The organism is Rhodococcus sp. 06-1474-1B (assembly GCF_002258885.1).
Lineage (GTDB): Bacteria > Actinomycetota > Actinomycetes > Mycobacteriales > Mycobacteriaceae > Rhodococcoides > Rhodococcoides fascians.
Map to the genome: position 1 here is coordinate 15,632 of NZ_NOYR01000009.1, position 18,092 is coordinate 33,723.

The window sequence follows — 18,092 nt, forward strand, 5'->3', positions numbered from 1 at the left end:
AGCGATCGGCCGGCCACCCCGGCTCACACTGGGCGGAAGCCGGCTCCCGGCTCTCCCGATTGATTCAGCAGCCGAACGGATTCCGCTGCCGACGCGTACGCGGTGGGACTGAGCAGCGGCACCCCGGAGGCGTGGCTCGTGATGCCGACGAGGGTGGTGCCGACGACCAGAGGTCCACCGGAGTCGGACCAGACAGTGAGCGCGTCGGACATCAGGTCGCTGCCGCGCGCGTCGACGATGCTTCCGCAGGTCACTCCGCTGCCGAGCCCGGTCTTGCAGACAGGCTGCCCCACCGATGCGGTACCGATGTCGGTGACGGTGATTCCGCCGAGGCTATTGACGGGTGTCACCTTGGTGGGGTCCAGAACGATGACGCCGTAATCCGGCCCCCAATGTCCGACGGCGGTAGTGCCGACCGGGGCCGCGGGCGATCCGACGAGCGTGACGGGGAGTCCCGATCGAAGGATGCAGTGGCCGGCGGTGAGGGCGACGAGTCGGCCCGCGTCGTCGTAGCCGACGGCCGCGATGGAACAGACGGTGAGGTCGTCGAGGCCACCGGTGGTGACGAAACCACTACCGGGGCCGACGACCGGAAGTGGCGCTGCGGTTGCGGTGCCGGTGGACGTCGCAGTGAACGCGAGAGCCAGGGCGGTGAACAGTCCACTGACAACACCGAGTCGAGCAATCTTCATGGTGGGCATTCCTCGTCGACGAACGTTTGGGGCGGGGCACCTCTTCGCGGCTCGATCGTGGCACAGATGACACGTGCACGCGCGCTGCGAAAGCCTTGCACACGACCAACCCATCTCTGCGGGCCACACGAGGAGGAGCATTTCTCGCGTTATGCACCAACCGTCAACCGGAATGTCATGGCCATTCCACTAGCTGGGGCGGCCCGATGACCACCCGGATCAGCGCATTGATCCTCGAACTTACTGGTGCCACTGCGGGCGCATAACGTTTGTCTAGTTCCTCTTTCGGGTCAGCGAGCGTAAACCCTCAGCCCACTGTCTGGCCGTATGGAGTCGTCGCGACCTCGGTCGCCATGAATCCAACAACGGAGCCGATGACCGCCGGAATGGCGCAGCTGCGGTTCGGGTGAACGTCGCCGCGAGCGCTACGACTTCGGCCGAAACTCACACCTATCCAACCAGCGCTCGGCTACGAATGCGGCTCATGTGGTGGGCTGTCGGCATCGTCGCCGTGTGGTTACTGATCGGCGCAGTTGTCGCCGTGTGGGTCGGCCGTGGGATTCGCCGAGCCGACGTCGAGGAGTCCGCTGCTGAGTTACCGCGCCGAACGACTCACGAACCGCCACCGAAAAAGGACGCCGCGTAATCGTGTGGTGCCGGCCCCGTGCCGTGAGCCGGCTTCAGGAACGCGTCACGAGCGAACTGTGCGAGCACGAATCAACACCGCTACTCCCATCCCTACGAGGGCCAGGATCAGCGGTGCCGCTATCGCCATGTTCGCGCCGATGGTAGTGAACAGGACCAGCGACGCGAGAGCCGCGAGGAAATACACAGCCGCAAAACGCGGTGCCCAGAAAACTGTCTGCATGGATCCTCCGACATCAGAAGCAGATTCATTCGGACGGGACGACGAAAACGAGATGCACACGACCATTGTCGTTAGCTAGAGTACATAGTTGAAAAGTGCAGTCAAGAGTTGCTGCGCAAATTTTCGATTCGCTTCGACCACCCGCTGGGGTACTTTTGGTCTGTGAGAGTGGTGTCGGTCAACGCTTGGGGTGGAGCGATGTACGACGAGCTCTTACCCTGGCTGCGCGCCGTCGATGCAGACATCGTCTGCTTGCAAGAAGTTACGCGCACTCCACAGAGGTCGGGATGGGCTACCTTCGCCGACGGTGAGAGGACGCTCCCGCAACGGTTGAACCTCTTCGATGACGTGTCCTCCGCACTGCCCGGATACACCCCATATTTCGTTGCGAACGACGCAGGTCCGGTGACCGACGACGAAGGCGTTCGGCTGCGACAGGACTTCGGCATCGCAACATGGGTTCGAGACGACATTCCCGTTATCGGGCTCGACGCCCGATTCGTGCACTCGCAGTTCGTCGACTACACGGACTGGGATGTCGAGGACCGACCTCGCTCAGCACTCACGGTGACAGTCCGAGACCGTCTCGGTGGGAAGACAGTCTCCGTAATCCAGCTGCACGGCCTTCGAGATCCGGCGGGTAAACAGGACACCCCCGCCCGCGCCGAGCAGGCCCGCAGACTAGCGGTGATCGTTGAAGAAGCCTGTGGCACAAGTGATGTCGCAGTTCTCTGCGGCGATCTTAATCTCCTTCCGTCGAGCACGACGTTCCACGTGCTGAGGGAACACGGGATGGTCGACCTCGTCGGCAACGCCGATACCCGGTCATCGAGCTACACCAAACCGATACGTCATGCCAGCTATGTTCTGGTCTCGTCCACCGCGGCTGTGCGTAATTTCGAGATCGTGGCCGAGCCCGAGGTTTCCGATCACCGCGCACTGATGCTGGAAATCTGACCTGGGAGTAGGAACGCGGTCTCAACATCACTCGGCAGGCGTGTCCCCGGCTTCGAGGGTGAACTGCACAACGTTGATGCGTGAGTTCTTGAATCGCTCCGACGACCCGGTGAGGTACTGCACGTATTTGTCGTAGGTCGCTTCCGACGACAGTGCGATGGCCTCGTCCTTGGATGCGATCAGCTTCTCGGCCCACGTGTCGAGTGTGCGTGCATAGTGCGGTCCCAGCGCATGCTCGCGGAGCAACTCGAATCCCGCTTCGGCCGCTTTCGCCTTCACCACCTTGACCAACGTCAGCTGCCCACCGGGGAAGATGTCGCGCAGGATGAAGCGGGAGAAGTGCGCATCCTCGCGCGTCAGTCCGCCCGCACCGGAGGCCGGGTCGGGCGGCGTGATGACGATGGTGTGCAACAGCATTCGGCCGCCGGGCTGCAATACCGAACGGCACTTGGCGAAGAACGCCGAATACCGCTGACGCCGGAAGTGCTCGAACGCACCGATGGACACGATCCGGTCGACGGGCTCGTCGAATTCCTCCCAGCCCTGCAACCGGATGTCGACGTTGCGTTCGGTCGGTAGGTCGGCGACGAGCGCGCGACCGCGGTCGTACTGGTTTCGACTCAACGTCAGACCGATGACATTGACGTCGTACTTCTCCACTGCTCGTTTGACGAGAGCTCCCCAGCCGCAACCGATATCGAGCAGTGTCATGCCCGGCTTAAGATCGAGCTTGCCCAGTGCCAGGTCGATCTTGGCCGTCTGCGCTTCCTCCAACGTCATGTCGTCGCGCTCGAAATAGGCGCAGCTGTACGTCATGCTCGGATCGAGGAACAGCGCGAAGAACTCGTCCGACAGGTCGTAATGCGCCCGCACATCATCGACGAACGGCTCCAGTTGTTGGTTCATCACGCCACACCCTTCCCCACAGCATCGGCGCCGATCACTCGGCCTAGTGCACGGGCACCCTGCACGCCCAGCATGTCTTCGTGTTCCACATCGACCTCTGTCACCGAGATCCGGCCGTCGACCAGAGCCGTCCAGTGCTTCGCGCCGTCCGAGCCCCGGGCGGCGAAGTAGTGGACATCGCCCGCGTACACCGCCGGCCGGTACGACGCGACCCAGCTGGCAGCGGAGACGACCGGTCTATACATGGCACGTAAATCGTCCTCGGTGAGGAATGTCAGTTCGGTTTGCGTACTCCGCAATTCGGCAACGATGTCCTCGAAGGACGTCGCCTCGACCCCGAGCTGACGAGCCAGATCGTCGACGCCGAATTTCTCGGCGTCGTCGGGTGCGGAAAGTTGCGCATCGACGAGGGCCAACAGCGCGACGTCCTCGCCTTCCGACTGCAACTGCACGGCCACCGCGTGCGCGATCACGCCGCCGAGCGACCACCCCAGCAGGTGGTACGGCCCGTGAGGCTGAACATCTCGAATCATTCGCACGTAAGCGAAAGCGAACTCCTCGATCGACGACGGCGCAGCGTCACGGTTCGAGATGCCCGGATCCTGCAGCCCGTACACCGGGCGGTCCGTCTCCCCGAGCAAAGAGAGGTAGCTCCAGGCGATTCCGATGGCCGGGTGCACACAGAACAGGGGTGCGCCCACGCCGTCGGTCCGCAGCGGCAGCAGCACGTCGAACGCGCCACTCGATTCGGCATCCCCATCGTCCATGTCGAGGCGCGCGGCCAGTGCCGTGATCGTCGGGTGCTTGAGCAATGCACTGATCGGAATTCGACGGCTCAGTTTGTCGCCGAGGGCGTCCATCACCTGCACCGCCGACAGGGAGTGCCCGCCGAGGTCGAAGAAGTTGTCGTCGATGCCGATGTCGTCGGCGGCGAGGTGCAGCACGTCGGAGAACACGGTGTGTACGAGTACTTCGGTGGACGAGACCGGCGCGCGTCGTTCGGTCGACATCACTGTGGGTTCGGGCAGCCTGCTCGTATCGACCTTGCCCGACAACGTCATCGGCAGTGCATCCACGACGGTCACCGTGCTGGGCACCATATACGCGGGCACTGTTCTCGCCAGGAAGTCGCGAGTCTCTCGCGGTTCGACCGCACCCACCACATAGGCAGCCAACGAGTTCGCATGCCCGATCACGCTGGCTTGACGGACAGTCGGGTGACGCAGCAATGCCGCCTCCACCTCGGCGAGTTCGACGCGATGGCCGCGGATCTTCACCTGCGAATCGACTCGGCCCAGGTATTCGAGTTCGCGTCCGGTCTCGCGCGCCACCCACCGCACCAGATCGCCGGTGCGATAGAGCCTGCCGTCACCGAAGGGATTGGCGACGAAGCTGCTCGACGTCAACGCAGCGTCGCCCACGTACCCTTCGGCCAGACCGGCCCCGCCCAGGTACAGCTCCCCCACGACGTCGGTGCCCACCGGTCGCAGACGGGCATCGAGAACCACCGTGTCGAATCCGAGGGTCGGCTCGCCGATGGTCACCGCAGCCGCTGCCCAGTCCCGCTGATGCGTGGTGCAGGTGCTCATGACGGTCCCCTCGGTGGGCCCGTACGCGTTGAACACCGAACGATCCTGCGACCACCGCTGCAGCAGTGCAGAATTGGCGGCCTCGCCGGCCATGACGACCACCCGGAGGGAGGGCAGAGTCGCCGAGTCGGTCACCTGCAGCACGGTCGGCGTGAGGCAGGCGTGGGTCACCTGGTGCCGCTCGATGAGCGCTTCGAGCTCACGCCCTCCATGCACCTCGGGCGGCACGATCACCAGGCTCGCACCGGCACCGACGGCCATGAGCGTCTCGAAGATCGACGCGTCGAAACTCGGTGACGCGAACTGCAACACGCGGGATGTCGGCTCGACGTCGAACAGGTCTCGTTGGCTCTGAACGAGATTCGCGATGCCGCGGTGCGTCACCCGGACGCCCTTGGGTGCCCCGGTGGATCCCGAGGTGTAGACGACGTACGCCGTGCTGTCGACGGGGGCTGCGCGCACCTGGACCAGGTCGAGCTCGTCACCGTCGACCGTCCGCCAATCCTCTCCGGCCGAGCGGAAGTCCACGGACGCAATTCCCGTGACGGGCGCGGCGCGATCGAGAATCTCCTGCACTCGCGCGGCAGGTTGAGACGGGTCGATCGGCAGGAAGCCGGCACCGGTCTTGGCCACGGCCCAGATCGCGGTGAGGTACTCGACAGACCGTGGCAGGGCGATCGCCACCAGAGATCCCGGCTCTGCTCCGGCCCGGACGAACTTGTCGGCCAGGGCATTCGATTGCCTGTCCAGCTCACGGTAGGTCAGCGAACGCGAGTCGTCGATCACCGCGATGTTGTCGGGCCAGCTACTCGCCGCCCGCACGAATACTTGCGCCAGTGTGGACAGATCGGCCGTACCGTCTCGACGGGACACGACCGCCGATCCACCCTGACCGAATTCTGCGCTGCCGAGCCGAAGGTCCGGTGCCGCAGCGACCGTGTTCAACACAGTCGTCAAACGTTCCGCGAGTCCGGTGACGACCGCCCGCGAGAACCGGTCCGCGGAGTACGCCAGGGTGCCCAGCAGCCCGGCATCGGATTCTTCGACAACGAATTCCAGATCGAATTGTGTCGCCGTGATATCCACTCGACGCGGACTGACGACACTCTGACCCAATTCGATTGTGGGCGTGCCGACGTCACCGAACGCGAGGAACACCTGGAACAGTGGGTGCGTGTCGACGGCGCGGGTGGGTTGCACTGCGTCCACCACCCATTCGAACGGGACGTCCGAGTTCGCGAAGGCGTCGAGGTCTCGGTTGCGCACGTCGGTGACGAAGTCCTCGAACGTCGTCGCCGGATCGACGTCGGTCCGCAGGACGACGGTGCCGACGAACATGCCGACGAGGTGGTCGAGCGCCGGGTCTGCTCGACCCGATACTGGGGTTCCGATGGCGATGTCCCGCGTGCCGCTGGACTCGGCGAGTACCGCGGCCAGCGCCGCGTGGACGACGACGAATACCGTCGCGCCCAGTCGATGAGCGAGGGACCGAAGCCTCGCGAGAGTGTCTGCGTCGACGGCGAACTGCACTGCAGTCGCGTCGTGTTCCGAATCCGGAGTGCCGGTGGGCAAATCCAGAAATTCCGGCAACCCGGCCAGCGTGCGACGCCAGAAGTCGAGTTGGTCGGACGCGACCGCGTCCAGGACGTCGCGTTGCCACACTCGGTAGTCCGGATAGTCGACGGCGAGTGGAGTGAACTGCGGTGTAGCTCCGGCCGTTCGAGCCAGCAGAGCCGTCTCGATGTCGCGGCTCAGTGGGCGCAGCGATAGGCCGTCGACCGCGATGTGGTGGGCGACGACGGTCAGCACGCGCTCACCGCGACGTTGCGCGAGCATCAGTCGCAGCGGTGCCTCGACGGTCAGGTCGAAGCCCTGCTGCGCCACCCCGCCGATACCCGCATGGGCGTCGTCCAGTGTCGAGAGCACGATCTGCGGATCGAGGACAACGGTAACGGGCCCGTCGCCCGTCGATGGGTACACCGTGCGGAGCGGCGTATGCCGTTCCAGCACATCGGCAATCGCCGCGCGCAGTACCTCGAGGTCGAGATCGGTGGGCAGCGTCACCTCGAAGGCGATGTTGTACGCCGCCGATGTCGGGTCGTATCGATTCTGCAGCCAGATTCGCCGCTCGGCCGGCGCGAGGCCGGAGTAGGAGCGCGCATCCGCGTGGTGCACCAGCGCAGGGAGCGCGGTGTAGTTGTCGGACAACGACTCGATCGCCGACGCGAGCTGCGTCGCGGTGGGGGCCTCGAATACCGTCCGCACCGGCACCCGAACGCCGAGCACCGCACTGATACGCGTGGCGACGCGGGTGGCCGCGAGGGAGTCTCCCCCGAGGACGAAGAAATTGCTGTCGACGGCCGGCACGTCGATTCCCAACGTGTCGGCGAAGATTCCGAGAATGACGTCCTGCGTCAATGTGCGACCGGCCCCCGACTCGGAGTCCGACGCTATCGCCGGAACCAAGGCCGCCTTGTCCACTTTTCCGTTGCCGGTCAACGGAATACGATCGATCGAGGTGATGACGGCCGGCTGCATCGCCAACGGCAGCCGGTCCAGGAGCCACTGGGCCGCATCGAACTCGCTGGTTCCCACCACCCAGGCGTGAATTCTGTCGTCGACCACCAGTGCTGTTGCTGCACTGATGTCGGGATGTGCCGTCAGTGCGCTCTCGATGTCGCCCAGTTCGATGCGCACACCGTTGATCTGCACCTGGTCGTCGCGTCGACCGCGGTAGTCGAGCAGTCCCGATAGCTCACGTCGGACAAGATCACCTGTCCGGTACATCCGGGCACCGCCGTCGGTTGCGACGAAGCGCGCGGCGGTAGACGCCGGGTCGGAGCGGTAGCCGCGAGCCACGCCGGACCCCGCGAGATACAGCTCTCCGACGCCGCCGAGTGGCACCGGCTGCAACCGGTCGTCGAGCACGAATGCCCCGACGTGGTCCAACGGTCGGCCGATCGTGACGGGCTCTCCGGCGCTCAGTGATTCGGCCAGGGTGGCCACTACCGTGGCTTCGCTGGGTCCGTAGGCGTTGAGCATCGAGCGCCCGGCCGACCACGCGTCGACGACCCCGGCACCGAGCACATCTCCGCCGACGGCGACGGTCGCGATGCCGTCCACCGGCGGTACCGTCGCGAGCACCGCGGGTGTGGACAGGTAGTGAGTTACCCGCTGCTCGGCGAGGAACCCGGCCATCTCCTCGCCGCCGAGGAGATCACGTGGCGCGATCACCATGGCCGCTCGGGCCCCAAACGCGAGGACGAGCTCGAGCACTGCGGCATCGAAATTCACCGAGTATCCGTGCAGCACCCTGGACGTCGCTTCGACTCCGTAGCGCGACACTACCTGCTGTGCCAGTGAATACACACCCTGATGCGTCACGACGACGGGCTTGGGTGTGCCGGTGGAACCCGACGTGTGGATCACGTAGGCCGAGTGCGCCGGTTCGAGCGTCGCCAGTCGCTCGTCGTCGGTCAGTGGCGCGTCGCTGAACGTCTGTGCGTGGCTCTCCTCGACCCACCGCACACCCGGTTCCGTTCCGCCGAAGCCGATTTCGATGGGCCCCAGCATCTGCTCCCGACGGGCCTCCGGGTAGCGGGGATCCACCGGTACGAATGCTCCACCGGCCTTCACCACGGACCACAGCGCCACGATGTACTCGGCCGAGCGCTCGAGCGACAACGCGACGAGGGCCTCCGGTCCCACGCCGTGGGCGATCAACAGTCGCGCGATCCGGTTGGATCGGCGATCGAGTTCGGAGTACGTCAGCGATTCCAGACCGTCGATCGCCACCGAATCTGCTGTCCCACCGACCAACACGTCGAGAAGCGTGCCGGTGGCGGATTCGACCGGCAGTGTCGGGGCATCGGCGAGAGCGAGGTTGCCGACGACGAATGCGGAGTCCTTCACCGCCGCATGGAGGATTGCCGTCACCGCGGATGCGAACTGTTCGACGGTGGCCCGCTGATACAGGTCCAGCGCATATTCGATGTGTCCGACGAGACCGGCAGACTCGGCATGTCCGGCGGACGATTCCTCCAGCACAAGATTGAGGTCGAACTCCGAGGTGCGAGTGGGTATCTCCAACACCGAGAACGGCAGGTCGTCGACCGATCGGTGCGGTGCATTGTCGAATGCCAGCATCACCTGGAACAGCGGGTGCCGGTCCAGAGATCGGTCGGTGGTCACGGCGTCGACGATGCGCTCGAACGGCACATCCGAGTGAGAGAAGGCGTCGAGGTCGGCGGAACGGACGGCACCCAGCAGGTCGGCGAAACTGCCGGCCGGGTCCACTGTGACCGCGAGAGGGAGTGTTCCGACGAACATTCCGACCATCTCGTCGAGAGCCTCGTGGCCTCGCCCGGCCGTCGGAGATCCGACCACCACGCGGTTCGATGTGCCGAATCGACTCAGGGCCGCAGCCACGGCGGCGTGGACCACCATGAACGTGGTTGCGTTGTTCGACCGCGCCAGCTCACGGATGCCCGCATGCAGGTCCGGTCCGATCTCGAACGGAACCGCATCGGTGGTCATCGATTGCACCGCAGGCCGGGGGAAGTCGGACGGCAATTCCGCCAGCGCGGTGTCGCGCTCCCCCAGCACCGAGGTCCAGAACGAGAGTTGTTCGTCGGCAACCGCATCCACCGTCGTGCGGTTCCACACCGAGTACTGGCCGTACTGCGCGCGTAGGCGTGGCCACGTCGGTGCATGACCGGCCGTGCGTGATGCGTGGGCGAACGCGAAGTCGCGTACGAGTGGGTCGAGGGACCATCCGTCCATCGAGATGTGGTGCACTGCCACGACGACCACCGTGTCGCCGGACTCCTCCACGCTCAGCAGCGCTGCCCGGATGGGGACGTCGGCCGCGACGCCGAATCCCTGCCCGGCAATAGCCGCGACGGCGTCGTCGAGGTGGTGCTCGGACACAGTGCGGGCCGGTACGTCGACCAGGACGGTGTCGGTGGGCCGCACCACCTGCCGCGGACCGTCGCCGTCGTCCGGGTAGTAAGTGCGCAGCGCTTCGTGTCGTTCGACGACGTCTCGCAGTGCCGTCAGAACCAGTGACGCATCGCTACCCGCTGCGACCCGGATGGCGATGGGCATGTTGTAGGCGGGCGACATGGGGTCGAACTGATTGAGGAACCACAGGCGCTGCTGCGCGTACGACAGCGGGACATGCTCAGGCAGAACGGTATCGAGCAGGTCGAGCGAGACTTCACGCTCGGCCGAGCAATCGATGGCGGCCGCGACGGCGCGGACGGTGGGGTCGGCGAACAATGCGGTGAGCGAGACTCCCGAGCCGAGGCGAGCGAGAACTCGGGTGGCGCTCAGCGAATCACCGCCGAGCTCGAAGAAGGAGTGCTCGCGCCCCACCTCCTCGACGCCGAGGACGTCGGCAAAGGCTGCGGCGACTGCGCGTTCGGTCTCGGTCTGCGGCGGCACGTACTCGGTGTCCGTCGGCTCGGTGGGGGCCGGCAGTGCCCGGCGGTCGACCTTGCCGCCTGCCGTCATCGGCAGTGCGTCCAGAACCACGATGTGGCGGGGAATCATCCACGCCGGCAACCGGTTCCGCAGGTGGTCGTCGAGCCCGTCGGCGGCACCGGTGACGTACAGGGCCAGTCGGTCGTCGCGAACGACTGCCACGGCCGCGGTCACTCCAGCGAATGAGGTTGCTGCGGCTTCGATTTCACCGAGTTCGAGCCGACGCCCGTGCAATTGGATCTGATGGTCGGAGCGGCCCAGGTATTCGAGCGACGACCCGTCGAACGACCACCGGACGATGTCGCCCGTCCGGTACAGCCGCGCTCCGGCCACGCCCGGGTCGGCAACGAACCGCGTCGCCGTCGAACCGGGTTGGCCGTCGTATCCCCGGGCGAGTCCGTCGCCCCCGAGATACAGCTCGCCGACGCCGCCGTGGGGCGTGGGCCGCAGGTGGGAATCCAGTACCAGCGCACGAACACCCGGCAGTGGCGCACCGATCGTGATGCGCTCACCCTCGACCATCGGGGCAGACAGTGTCGCCAATACCGTTGTTTCGGTGGGGCCGTAGGCGTCGAGCATCGTTCGTTGGGGAGAGGCGAATCGGTCGCGCAACGTGGGTGGGCACTCTTCTCCGCCGACGTCGAAGACTTCGATGGAGTGCAGATCCTCCGGGTCGAGTGTTGCCAGCACCGTCGGTGAGGTGATCAGATGGGTGATCTTCTCGCCGGTCAGGAACTCGGCGAGGGCAGGCCCGGCGTAGACGTCGGCAGGCGCGATCACCAGGGTGGCACCCGCCGCGAAGGCAGCGAGAACCTCCTGGATGGACGCGTCGAACACGGGCGAGGCCAGGTGCAGCACTCGGGAGTCGGCGGTGACGGCGTACCGGTCGACGACGTTGTCGGCCAGCTGCGCCAGGCCGCGATGAGTGACGCTGACGGCCTTAGGTTTTCCGGTCGATCCCGACGTGTGGATGACGTAGGTCTCGTTGTCGACGTGCAGCGCCGGCGGCACGAGGTCGCGCTCGTTCGCGTCGAGCAGGTCCTCGATGTCGAACCATTCGATGGTGCTCGGAAGTTGTTCCAGCACACCCTTGGTGGTGATGCCGAATTCGATGTCTGCGCCGGTCAGCACAGTCGCCAGCCGCTCGGTGGGCTCAGTGGGGTCGACCGGAACGAACGAGGCTCCGGCCGTGGAGACCGACCACGACGCGAGCAGGGATTCGTAGGAGCGTTCCATCGCCACGGCAATGCGCTTCTCGACGCCAGCGCCCAGCGAGACCAGTTGCGCAGCAATGTGTTCTGCGACCCGGGTGAAGTCCTCACTGGACTGGTCGACACCCGCGGCACGCACCACCGTCCCGCGTCGCAGCAACGCCGGCAATGGCCTAGGCGACACCGTGTCCACTGGACGTGCAGTCAGCAAATCTGATTCGGCCGCGGCGTCGAGCACATCCAGTTCCGATACCGCAAGGCCCTCAGGGGCATTGACCACCGCGCGCAGCAGAACCAGGAATCGGCGGTGATGGGCTGCGAGCTCGTCGGTGGAGTAGAGAGCCGGGTTGCCGAGGAAGTCGACGCGGGTGCTGGTGCCTGCGACTCCGGGGTAGACGTTGACCATCATGTCGTCGATGGGTCCGCTGGAGAGCACGCGGTATTCGCCGATGACGTCGCCGAGCCGAATTGTGCTGTTGTACATCATGATGTTGACAGTGGGGCCGAACACTCCGCGTCCCGCGGCGGCGCTGCCGGTGCCGTCGCCGGTCTCGCGCTGCATGTCCTCGACGCGGAAGCGCTGATGGCGCAGTGCGCCGGTGAGTTCCACCTGGATGCGTCGGAGGAGTTCTTCGACCGTCACACCCTGTTCGACGCCGATGCGCAGGGGCACGACATTGGACATCATGCCGGAGGATTCCCGCAGTTTGGTGGTGGCTCGCCCCGATACCGGCAGGCTGAGCGTCACGTCGTCGGTGTCGGTCATGCGCGCGAGATACAGCGCGAACGTGGCGAGCACGACGGGAACATCGGAACTGTTGTACCGATGTGCCACGGCTGCCACGGCTTCGGTGAGGTCTGCGTCCAGCACGGCCCCCACACTCACCGTCACGCCGCTCGGTGCCGCGCGCGTGTACGTGTTGCCGGCCAGTCGGGGTGCGTCGAGGTGTCCGTCGAGTCGGCCGAGCCAGTACTGGCGGTCGGTGTCGTAGCGGGAGGAGTTGGGGTAGGCAGCCTCGTAGTCGTAGATCTCACGGACACCGATGGCGCGCGTCTTGGGTATCTCGGTGCCCTCGGTCAACGCGGTGTACACCGCCGCGGTGCGTTCCTGGACGGAGATCGCGCCGAGTCCGTCCATGACGATGTGGTGAGCGCGGCTGTACCAGTAGTAGTGCGCCTCACCCACCTGAATGATCTCGGAGGCGATCAACTGATCGCGAACCAGATCGACGGGGCGACGGTACTGCTCGTCCATGTAGCGCTGAGCATCCTCGACGGGATTCTCGCGGTCTCGGAAATCGCGATAGATCATCGCGTACGGAACCCGGAGGTCTCGCCACTGGTACGGATGACCGTCGTGCAGCCCGATTCGGACTGCCGGGGACTCGAGTTGTCTGCACGCGATGTCCGTGGCTCGGATCAGTACGGCCGGATCGATATCGCCACGAATTTCGACGTACTGGGCGATGGTGAACGGTACGTCCGGTGCCAGCTGCTGGGCGAGATAGATATTCATCTGAGCAGCGGACAAAGGGAAGCGGCCATCCTCGAACAGCTCACCAACCTCTGGCGACACTCGATGACCTCCTCAACGCATATGCTTCGACGGCGTGAATTTTCGGCTGACGTGCCGCCCAGCAACGTCGATCTACATCGCCCGTGACAAACCTAGTCGACCCATTGTGAATGCTCTACCCGGATCGAACGACAGGTACGCCGGAACCGCCGCTCCCCTTTAGGCTATGCACTCGACCGACTTCCTATGACCGAGAGGCGACCGACAATGGCGACCAGTTCCACCGATGTTCGTGGTTCTCGATCCGGCAAGAAGCGGCCGATTCTCCTGACGGTAGGGGTGTTGCTGGTCGTCCTCGTCGCATTTCTGGTGTGGCTGGGGTACGAGGCCTACACCGCTCAGTCCAGCCTGAACGCGACGCGCGACTCCGCCACGCAGGCGAAAGATGCTCTGCTCGACGGTGATGCGGCCGGTGCCGAGGCCGCGGCCGCGAGGGCCTCGGAATCAGCGGACGACGCGGTGTCGGCAACGACGTCCATCCCGTTTTCAGTAGCGAAAGCCGTTCCTTACCTTGGTAGTCCGCTGAAATCGGTAGCTCAGATCACCGATGTGGTGCACGGACTGGCCGTGGACGTCCTCACCCCGGCATCGACGGCCGGCGAAAGCCTGAATCCCAGCAGCCTCGTCGAAGGTGGCGGCAAGGTCGATACCGCGGCTCTGCGGGACGCACAACCTGTGCTGGAGCAGACCGCCGCCGCAGCCGAGGAATTGAGCGTGCAGGCCCAGCAGGTGGACGAGCCCGCATTTCTCGGCGTCGTGAGCGACGCACGTACGTCGTTGATCGATCAAACACACGATCTCGCGGGCCTGCTCACCAATACCCGCATCGCCAGTCAGCTGTTGCCGTCGATGCTCGGCGACAACGGCCCGCGCAGTTACTTTCTCGCGTTCCAGACCAACGCCGAGGCCCGCGGCACCGGCGGCCTGCTCGGTGGCTACGGCATCATTCGCGCCGAGAACGGCACCGCCCGTGTCGACACTCTCGGTGCCAACAACGAACTCGAATTCGCGAAGCAGCCCATCGACCTGGGGCCCGAGTACAACGCACTGTGGGCTCCGCGAAACACCACGACCGACTTCCGTAACTCGAATGCCAGCCCACACTTCCCGTATGCCGGCCAGATCTGGTCGTCGATGTGGACGGAGCAGACCGGTGAGGTACTCAACGGTGCCATCGCTACCGACCCGATTGCGTTGAGCTACATCCTCGGAGCCACCGGCCCGGTCACGCTGGCCGACGGCGAGCAGATCACCGCAGACAACGTCGTCGAAATCACCCTCAGCACAGCCTATTCGAGGTTCGGTGACGACCAGTTGGCACGTAAGGCGTATCTCCAGCAGATCGCGTCTGCAGTGGTACAGAAGATGACCACGGGCGCTGCCCCCACCAGATCTTTGCTCGACGCGGTGGGCCGCGCCGGCAGTGAAGGCCGCATTTCGGTGTGGAGCGCAGATCCGGCCGAGGAGGCAATTCTGGCCGGTACCAAGGTGGGTCACGTGTTGCCGGACAGCCCGGCTCCCTACGCCAATGTTGTGGTCAACAATGCCGGTGGCAACAAGCTCGATTACTACCTCGCGCGGGATATCAAATATTCGGCCGAATCCTGCACCGCCGGGACCCGTAAGTCGACAGTGACGGCGACGCTGACCAACAATGTGGATCCGGACGGCCTGACGTCGTACGTGGCGAGCACGTTCCAGCCTAACGTCCCTTACGGCACAAACGAGTCGATCGTCTATCTGTACGGCACTCAGGGCGCGAAAATCACGTCCATGAAGGTGAACGGTGTTTCCGGATTCTCCATCCAGGCCGGCACCGAATTGGGCCACCCCGTGCAGGCCGCATATCTGACCATCCCGCCGGGAAAGTCACAGACGGTCACCTGGGAGCTCGAGGAGCCCTCGGCTCCGGGTGAGGCGACGGTGCCTGTGCAGCCGTTGGTCGATCAGCCAACCGTCAGCATCGACGTTCCGCAGTGCTGATTGTCCAACGGTGGTAGCCCAGCGTTGAGACCCCGATGACCCCAGCCCCGCGCGTCTTCGTCACAGAGGGCGCGACGGGGCTGCGGTTGTTCTTCGACTGACTTACAGTTCGGTCCGTGTTCGGAAAACGACGTAGGAACCGAGTCAGGCCACCAGAAAATGCGCATCCATTTGTTTGGATCGCGTTGGTAGTCCTGACGCTTGCACTAATCGTGCTGTTCGTGGTCGCGGAATTCGAGGGTCGCGTCTAGCCTCCAACAGTCGAGAATGCCCCGCCACAGCAATTGTGGCGGGGCATTTCGGGTTGTAGCTGTGAGTAATCTCGGCCGCGCTAGTTCTGTCGACGGAACCGACTATTTGCGGAAACGCGGATTGTCGGTGCCGTTTCTAGGCGGGTCGGTGTGTACTTCGGGACGGCGCGCTCGTCCGTATGGAGCCGCGCTGACGGCCGTGCGTGCAGTTTCGGTCGGAGCCGACGGAGCAGACTGCGCCGATTCGGTGGATGTCGATACAGCCTGCGGCGGCGTGGGTGCAGCGACCGGACCAGACGGCTCGACCGGGCCCTGCGGTGCCGGTGCGGGCACCGGGGGCACCACCTGACGCGGCAGGTTGGTATCGGCGGTGTAGTTGTACGAGTAGCTGTACATGTCCCCCTTCTTCGACGGGGTCAACGCCAGCACCACGCCGAGGACACGGGCACCGATGGTTTCGAGATTGCCGATCGCTCGCGCGAGTTCGTTGGACTTCGTGTGTCCGTAGCGGGTGACGAGCAGAGCACCATCCGCATGGGTGGTGAGGACAGCCGAGTCGGTGACGGGCAGCAACGGGGCACCGTCGACAATCACGTAGTCGAACCTCGAACGCAGTTCGACCAACAGAGCACGCGAGGCTTCCGAGCCCAACAGCTCGGACGGGTTCGGCGGGATGGGTCCCGAGGCCATAGCCTGCAGACCCTCGTACTTGGTGGGCTGCAGCACCTCTTCCACCGTTGCTTGGCCGGCGAGAACGGTACTCATTCCGACCGAGCCGATGAGACCCATGTACTTCGAGACGCGCGGCCGACGCAGATCGCCTTCGACGAGAGCTACATGGTGGCCTGCTTCGGCCAGGGCAACGGCGAGGTTCACTGCGGTGGTGGTCTTGCCTTCACTGGGGATGGCGCTCGTGACGACGATGACTCGTGGTGGGTGGTCGACCTCCAGGAACTGCAAGTTGGTGCGAAGCTCACGGAATGCCTCTGCACTGGCCGACTGGTTGAGATCTTGGAAGTCGACGGCCGGATGCGCCTTACGCTCTTTGTCGAACGGAATTGTGCCGACGAGCGCCTTGCCGGAGATCGCTTCGATTTCTCGACGACCTTTGATGGTGTTGTCGAGACGGTCGCGCAGAACCGCCAACGCGATGCCGAGTAACAGACCCACCGCAGCACCGAGGGCGAGGTTGCGCTTGGTCTTAGGGCTGACTGGCGTTGACGACGCCTCAGCCTGTTGGAACGTCTTGACGCCAGCTGCGGGGTCACCGCCGTTGGCGGGCGTCTCCAGTTCTCGGACTTGCTCGGTCAGCTCGGTCGCCATGGCATTGGCGATGTCGCGAGCCCGTTCAGGCGATGGATCGGTGACCGTCAGATTGAACAGAACAGTGTCGGGAGTCGACGACGCCTTCACCTTCGATGCCAGCTGGGCCGCGCTCATACCCCCGAGCGGAAGTACGTTGAGGACCCGGGCCGCCAACGCGTCACTGGTCGCCAACTCAGAGTACGAAGCCACGAGTTGCTGTGAGGTCAGGTTTCCCTGGTAGGTCTCACTCACCGTCGCGCCACCAGAGGTGGAGACGAACATCCTGGCGCTCGACTCGTACAGCGGCGTCGTCAGCAGGGACGCACCCAGAGCACCGAGGATCACTACGACCACGGTTACGGCGATAATGATCCATCTCGCCTTCAGGATTTTCAGATAATCCTGTATCTCCATGCTTCGAGCTCCTCGTCCGTTTGTACAACCCCGCAACGGGCTACTGTGTGGCTCAATCGTTACATAGGTATTCAATCGCCGTGCACCGGATGAGTACTGACACTGAAGCAGCACACTCATTCGTTTGATTTACGAGACTTACTCGGCGAACTCCCTGTTGTGAAGCATCACGACAATCCCTGCCCCTGATATCGAATCATGTATCAACAATCAGAAAAGGCCCCGGCAGCGCGTCAGCCAGCTGGCGCGAACAACAAGATGCCCCGTAACCCTGGATGCAAGTCGGGGTGACTCTCGATACCGGATGGATGAAGCATGCTCGAACTTTGGAGCAGGACCATTGTTAGCTGACACCGACCAAGAAAACCGACTTCCGAATCCAGCGCGAATGAACCCCCTCGACTTGCCTTGACGGGACGTGCAGGACTCGGCGAGCGAGACGCTAACTCAGAAGGTGGGCAGGTTTCCTGCTTCGAGGGCTTCGGTGAGGGTGGGGGCGGCTTTGTCTTTGGCGGAGAGCTCGAAGGTCAGAGGCGATCCGTCGCGGCCGGTGGTGGGCCAGTCGATGCCCAGGGCGGGGTCGAGGGGGTTGATGTCGCGGTCCAGTGCCGGGGTGTACTCGAAGCCGCACAGGTACATGACGGTGGAGTTGTCCTCCAACGACAAGATGGCGTGCCCGAGGCCTTCGGAGAGGAACACTGCTTTGCGGTCGATGTCGTCGATCAGCACGCTGTCCCATTGCCCGAACGTCGGGGAGCCGACGCGCAGGTCGACGATGACGTCGAGGAACGCTCCGCGGGCGCAGGTGACGTATTTCGCTTGCCCGGGTGGGTTGGTGGTGAAGTGGATCCCGCGC

At 64.4% G+C, this 18,092-nt stretch carries 8 protein-coding genes; 2 read left to right on the top strand and 6 right to left on the bottom strand.

The window, feature by feature from the left end:
• Positions 1 to 23: 23 nt before the first annotated feature.
• Together CH266_RS02885 and CH266_RS25275 are read right to left on the bottom strand one after the other, a co-directional pair.
• Positions 24 to 692 carry a hypothetical protein gene (locus CH266_RS02885; protein WP_052060459.1) on the bottom strand — a complete coding sequence of 223 codons (669 nt, stop codon included), beginning with the start codon at positions 690 to 692 and terminating at the stop codon, positions 24 to 26.
• Between the two features lie 691 nt (positions 693 to 1,383).
• Positions 1,384 to 1,560: a hypothetical protein gene (locus CH266_RS25275; RefSeq protein ID WP_155288527.1), complete on the bottom strand. Its 177-nt coding sequence runs from the start codon at positions 1,558 to 1,560 to the stop codon at positions 1,384 to 1,386.
• Between the two features lie 162 nt (positions 1,561 to 1,722).
• Between CH266_RS25275 and CH266_RS02890 the strand changes: the two genes are divergently transcribed.
• Positions 1,723 to 2,517 carry an endonuclease/exonuclease/phosphatase family protein gene (locus CH266_RS02890; protein WP_032389748.1) on the top strand — a complete coding sequence of 265 codons (795 nt, stop codon included), beginning with the start codon at positions 1,723 to 1,725 and terminating at the stop codon, positions 2,515 to 2,517.
• A 27-nt stretch (positions 2,518 to 2,544) separates the two neighbouring features.
• Here CH266_RS02890 and CH266_RS02895 read toward each other — a convergent pair whose 3' ends face one another.
• Entirely contained in the window at positions 2,545 to 3,423 is an 879-nt protein-coding gene (locus CH266_RS02895; RefSeq protein WP_094714675.1) for a cyclopropane mycolic acid synthase family methyltransferase, read from the bottom strand.
• Positions 3,423 to 13,283, bottom strand: a complete 9,861-nt coding sequence (locus CH266_RS02900; protein WP_094714676.1) for a non-ribosomal peptide synthetase — start codon at positions 13,281 to 13,283, stop codon at positions 3,423 to 3,425. Before CH266_RS02900 ends, CH266_RS02895 begins: the two co-directional genes overlap by 1 nt.
• Before the next feature lie 207 nt (positions 13,284 to 13,490).
• Here CH266_RS02900 and CH266_RS02905 point away from each other — a divergent pair, with 207 nt between their 5' ends.
• Positions 13,491 to 15,266: a DUF4012 domain-containing protein gene (locus CH266_RS02905; protein WP_094714677.1), complete on the top strand. Its 1,776-nt coding sequence runs from the start codon at positions 13,491 to 13,493 to the stop codon at positions 15,264 to 15,266.
• A 353-nt stretch (positions 15,267 to 15,619) separates the two neighbouring features.
• Here the strand turns inward: CH266_RS02905 and CH266_RS02910 are convergent, their stop codons facing one another.
• The gene (locus tag CH266_RS02910) at positions 15,620 to 17,236 is read right to left on the bottom strand and encodes a polysaccharide biosynthesis tyrosine autokinase (RefSeq protein ID WP_094714678.1); all 1,617 of its coding nucleotides are present in this window, start codon (positions 17,234 to 17,236) and stop codon (positions 15,620 to 15,622) included.
• Positions 17,237 to 17,683: 447 nt separating this feature from the next.
• Positions 17,684 to 18,092: dTDP-4-dehydrorhamnose 3,5-epimerase family protein (locus CH266_RS02915; RefSeq protein WP_094714679.1), on the bottom strand; the 409-nt coding region annotated here is incomplete at its 5' end.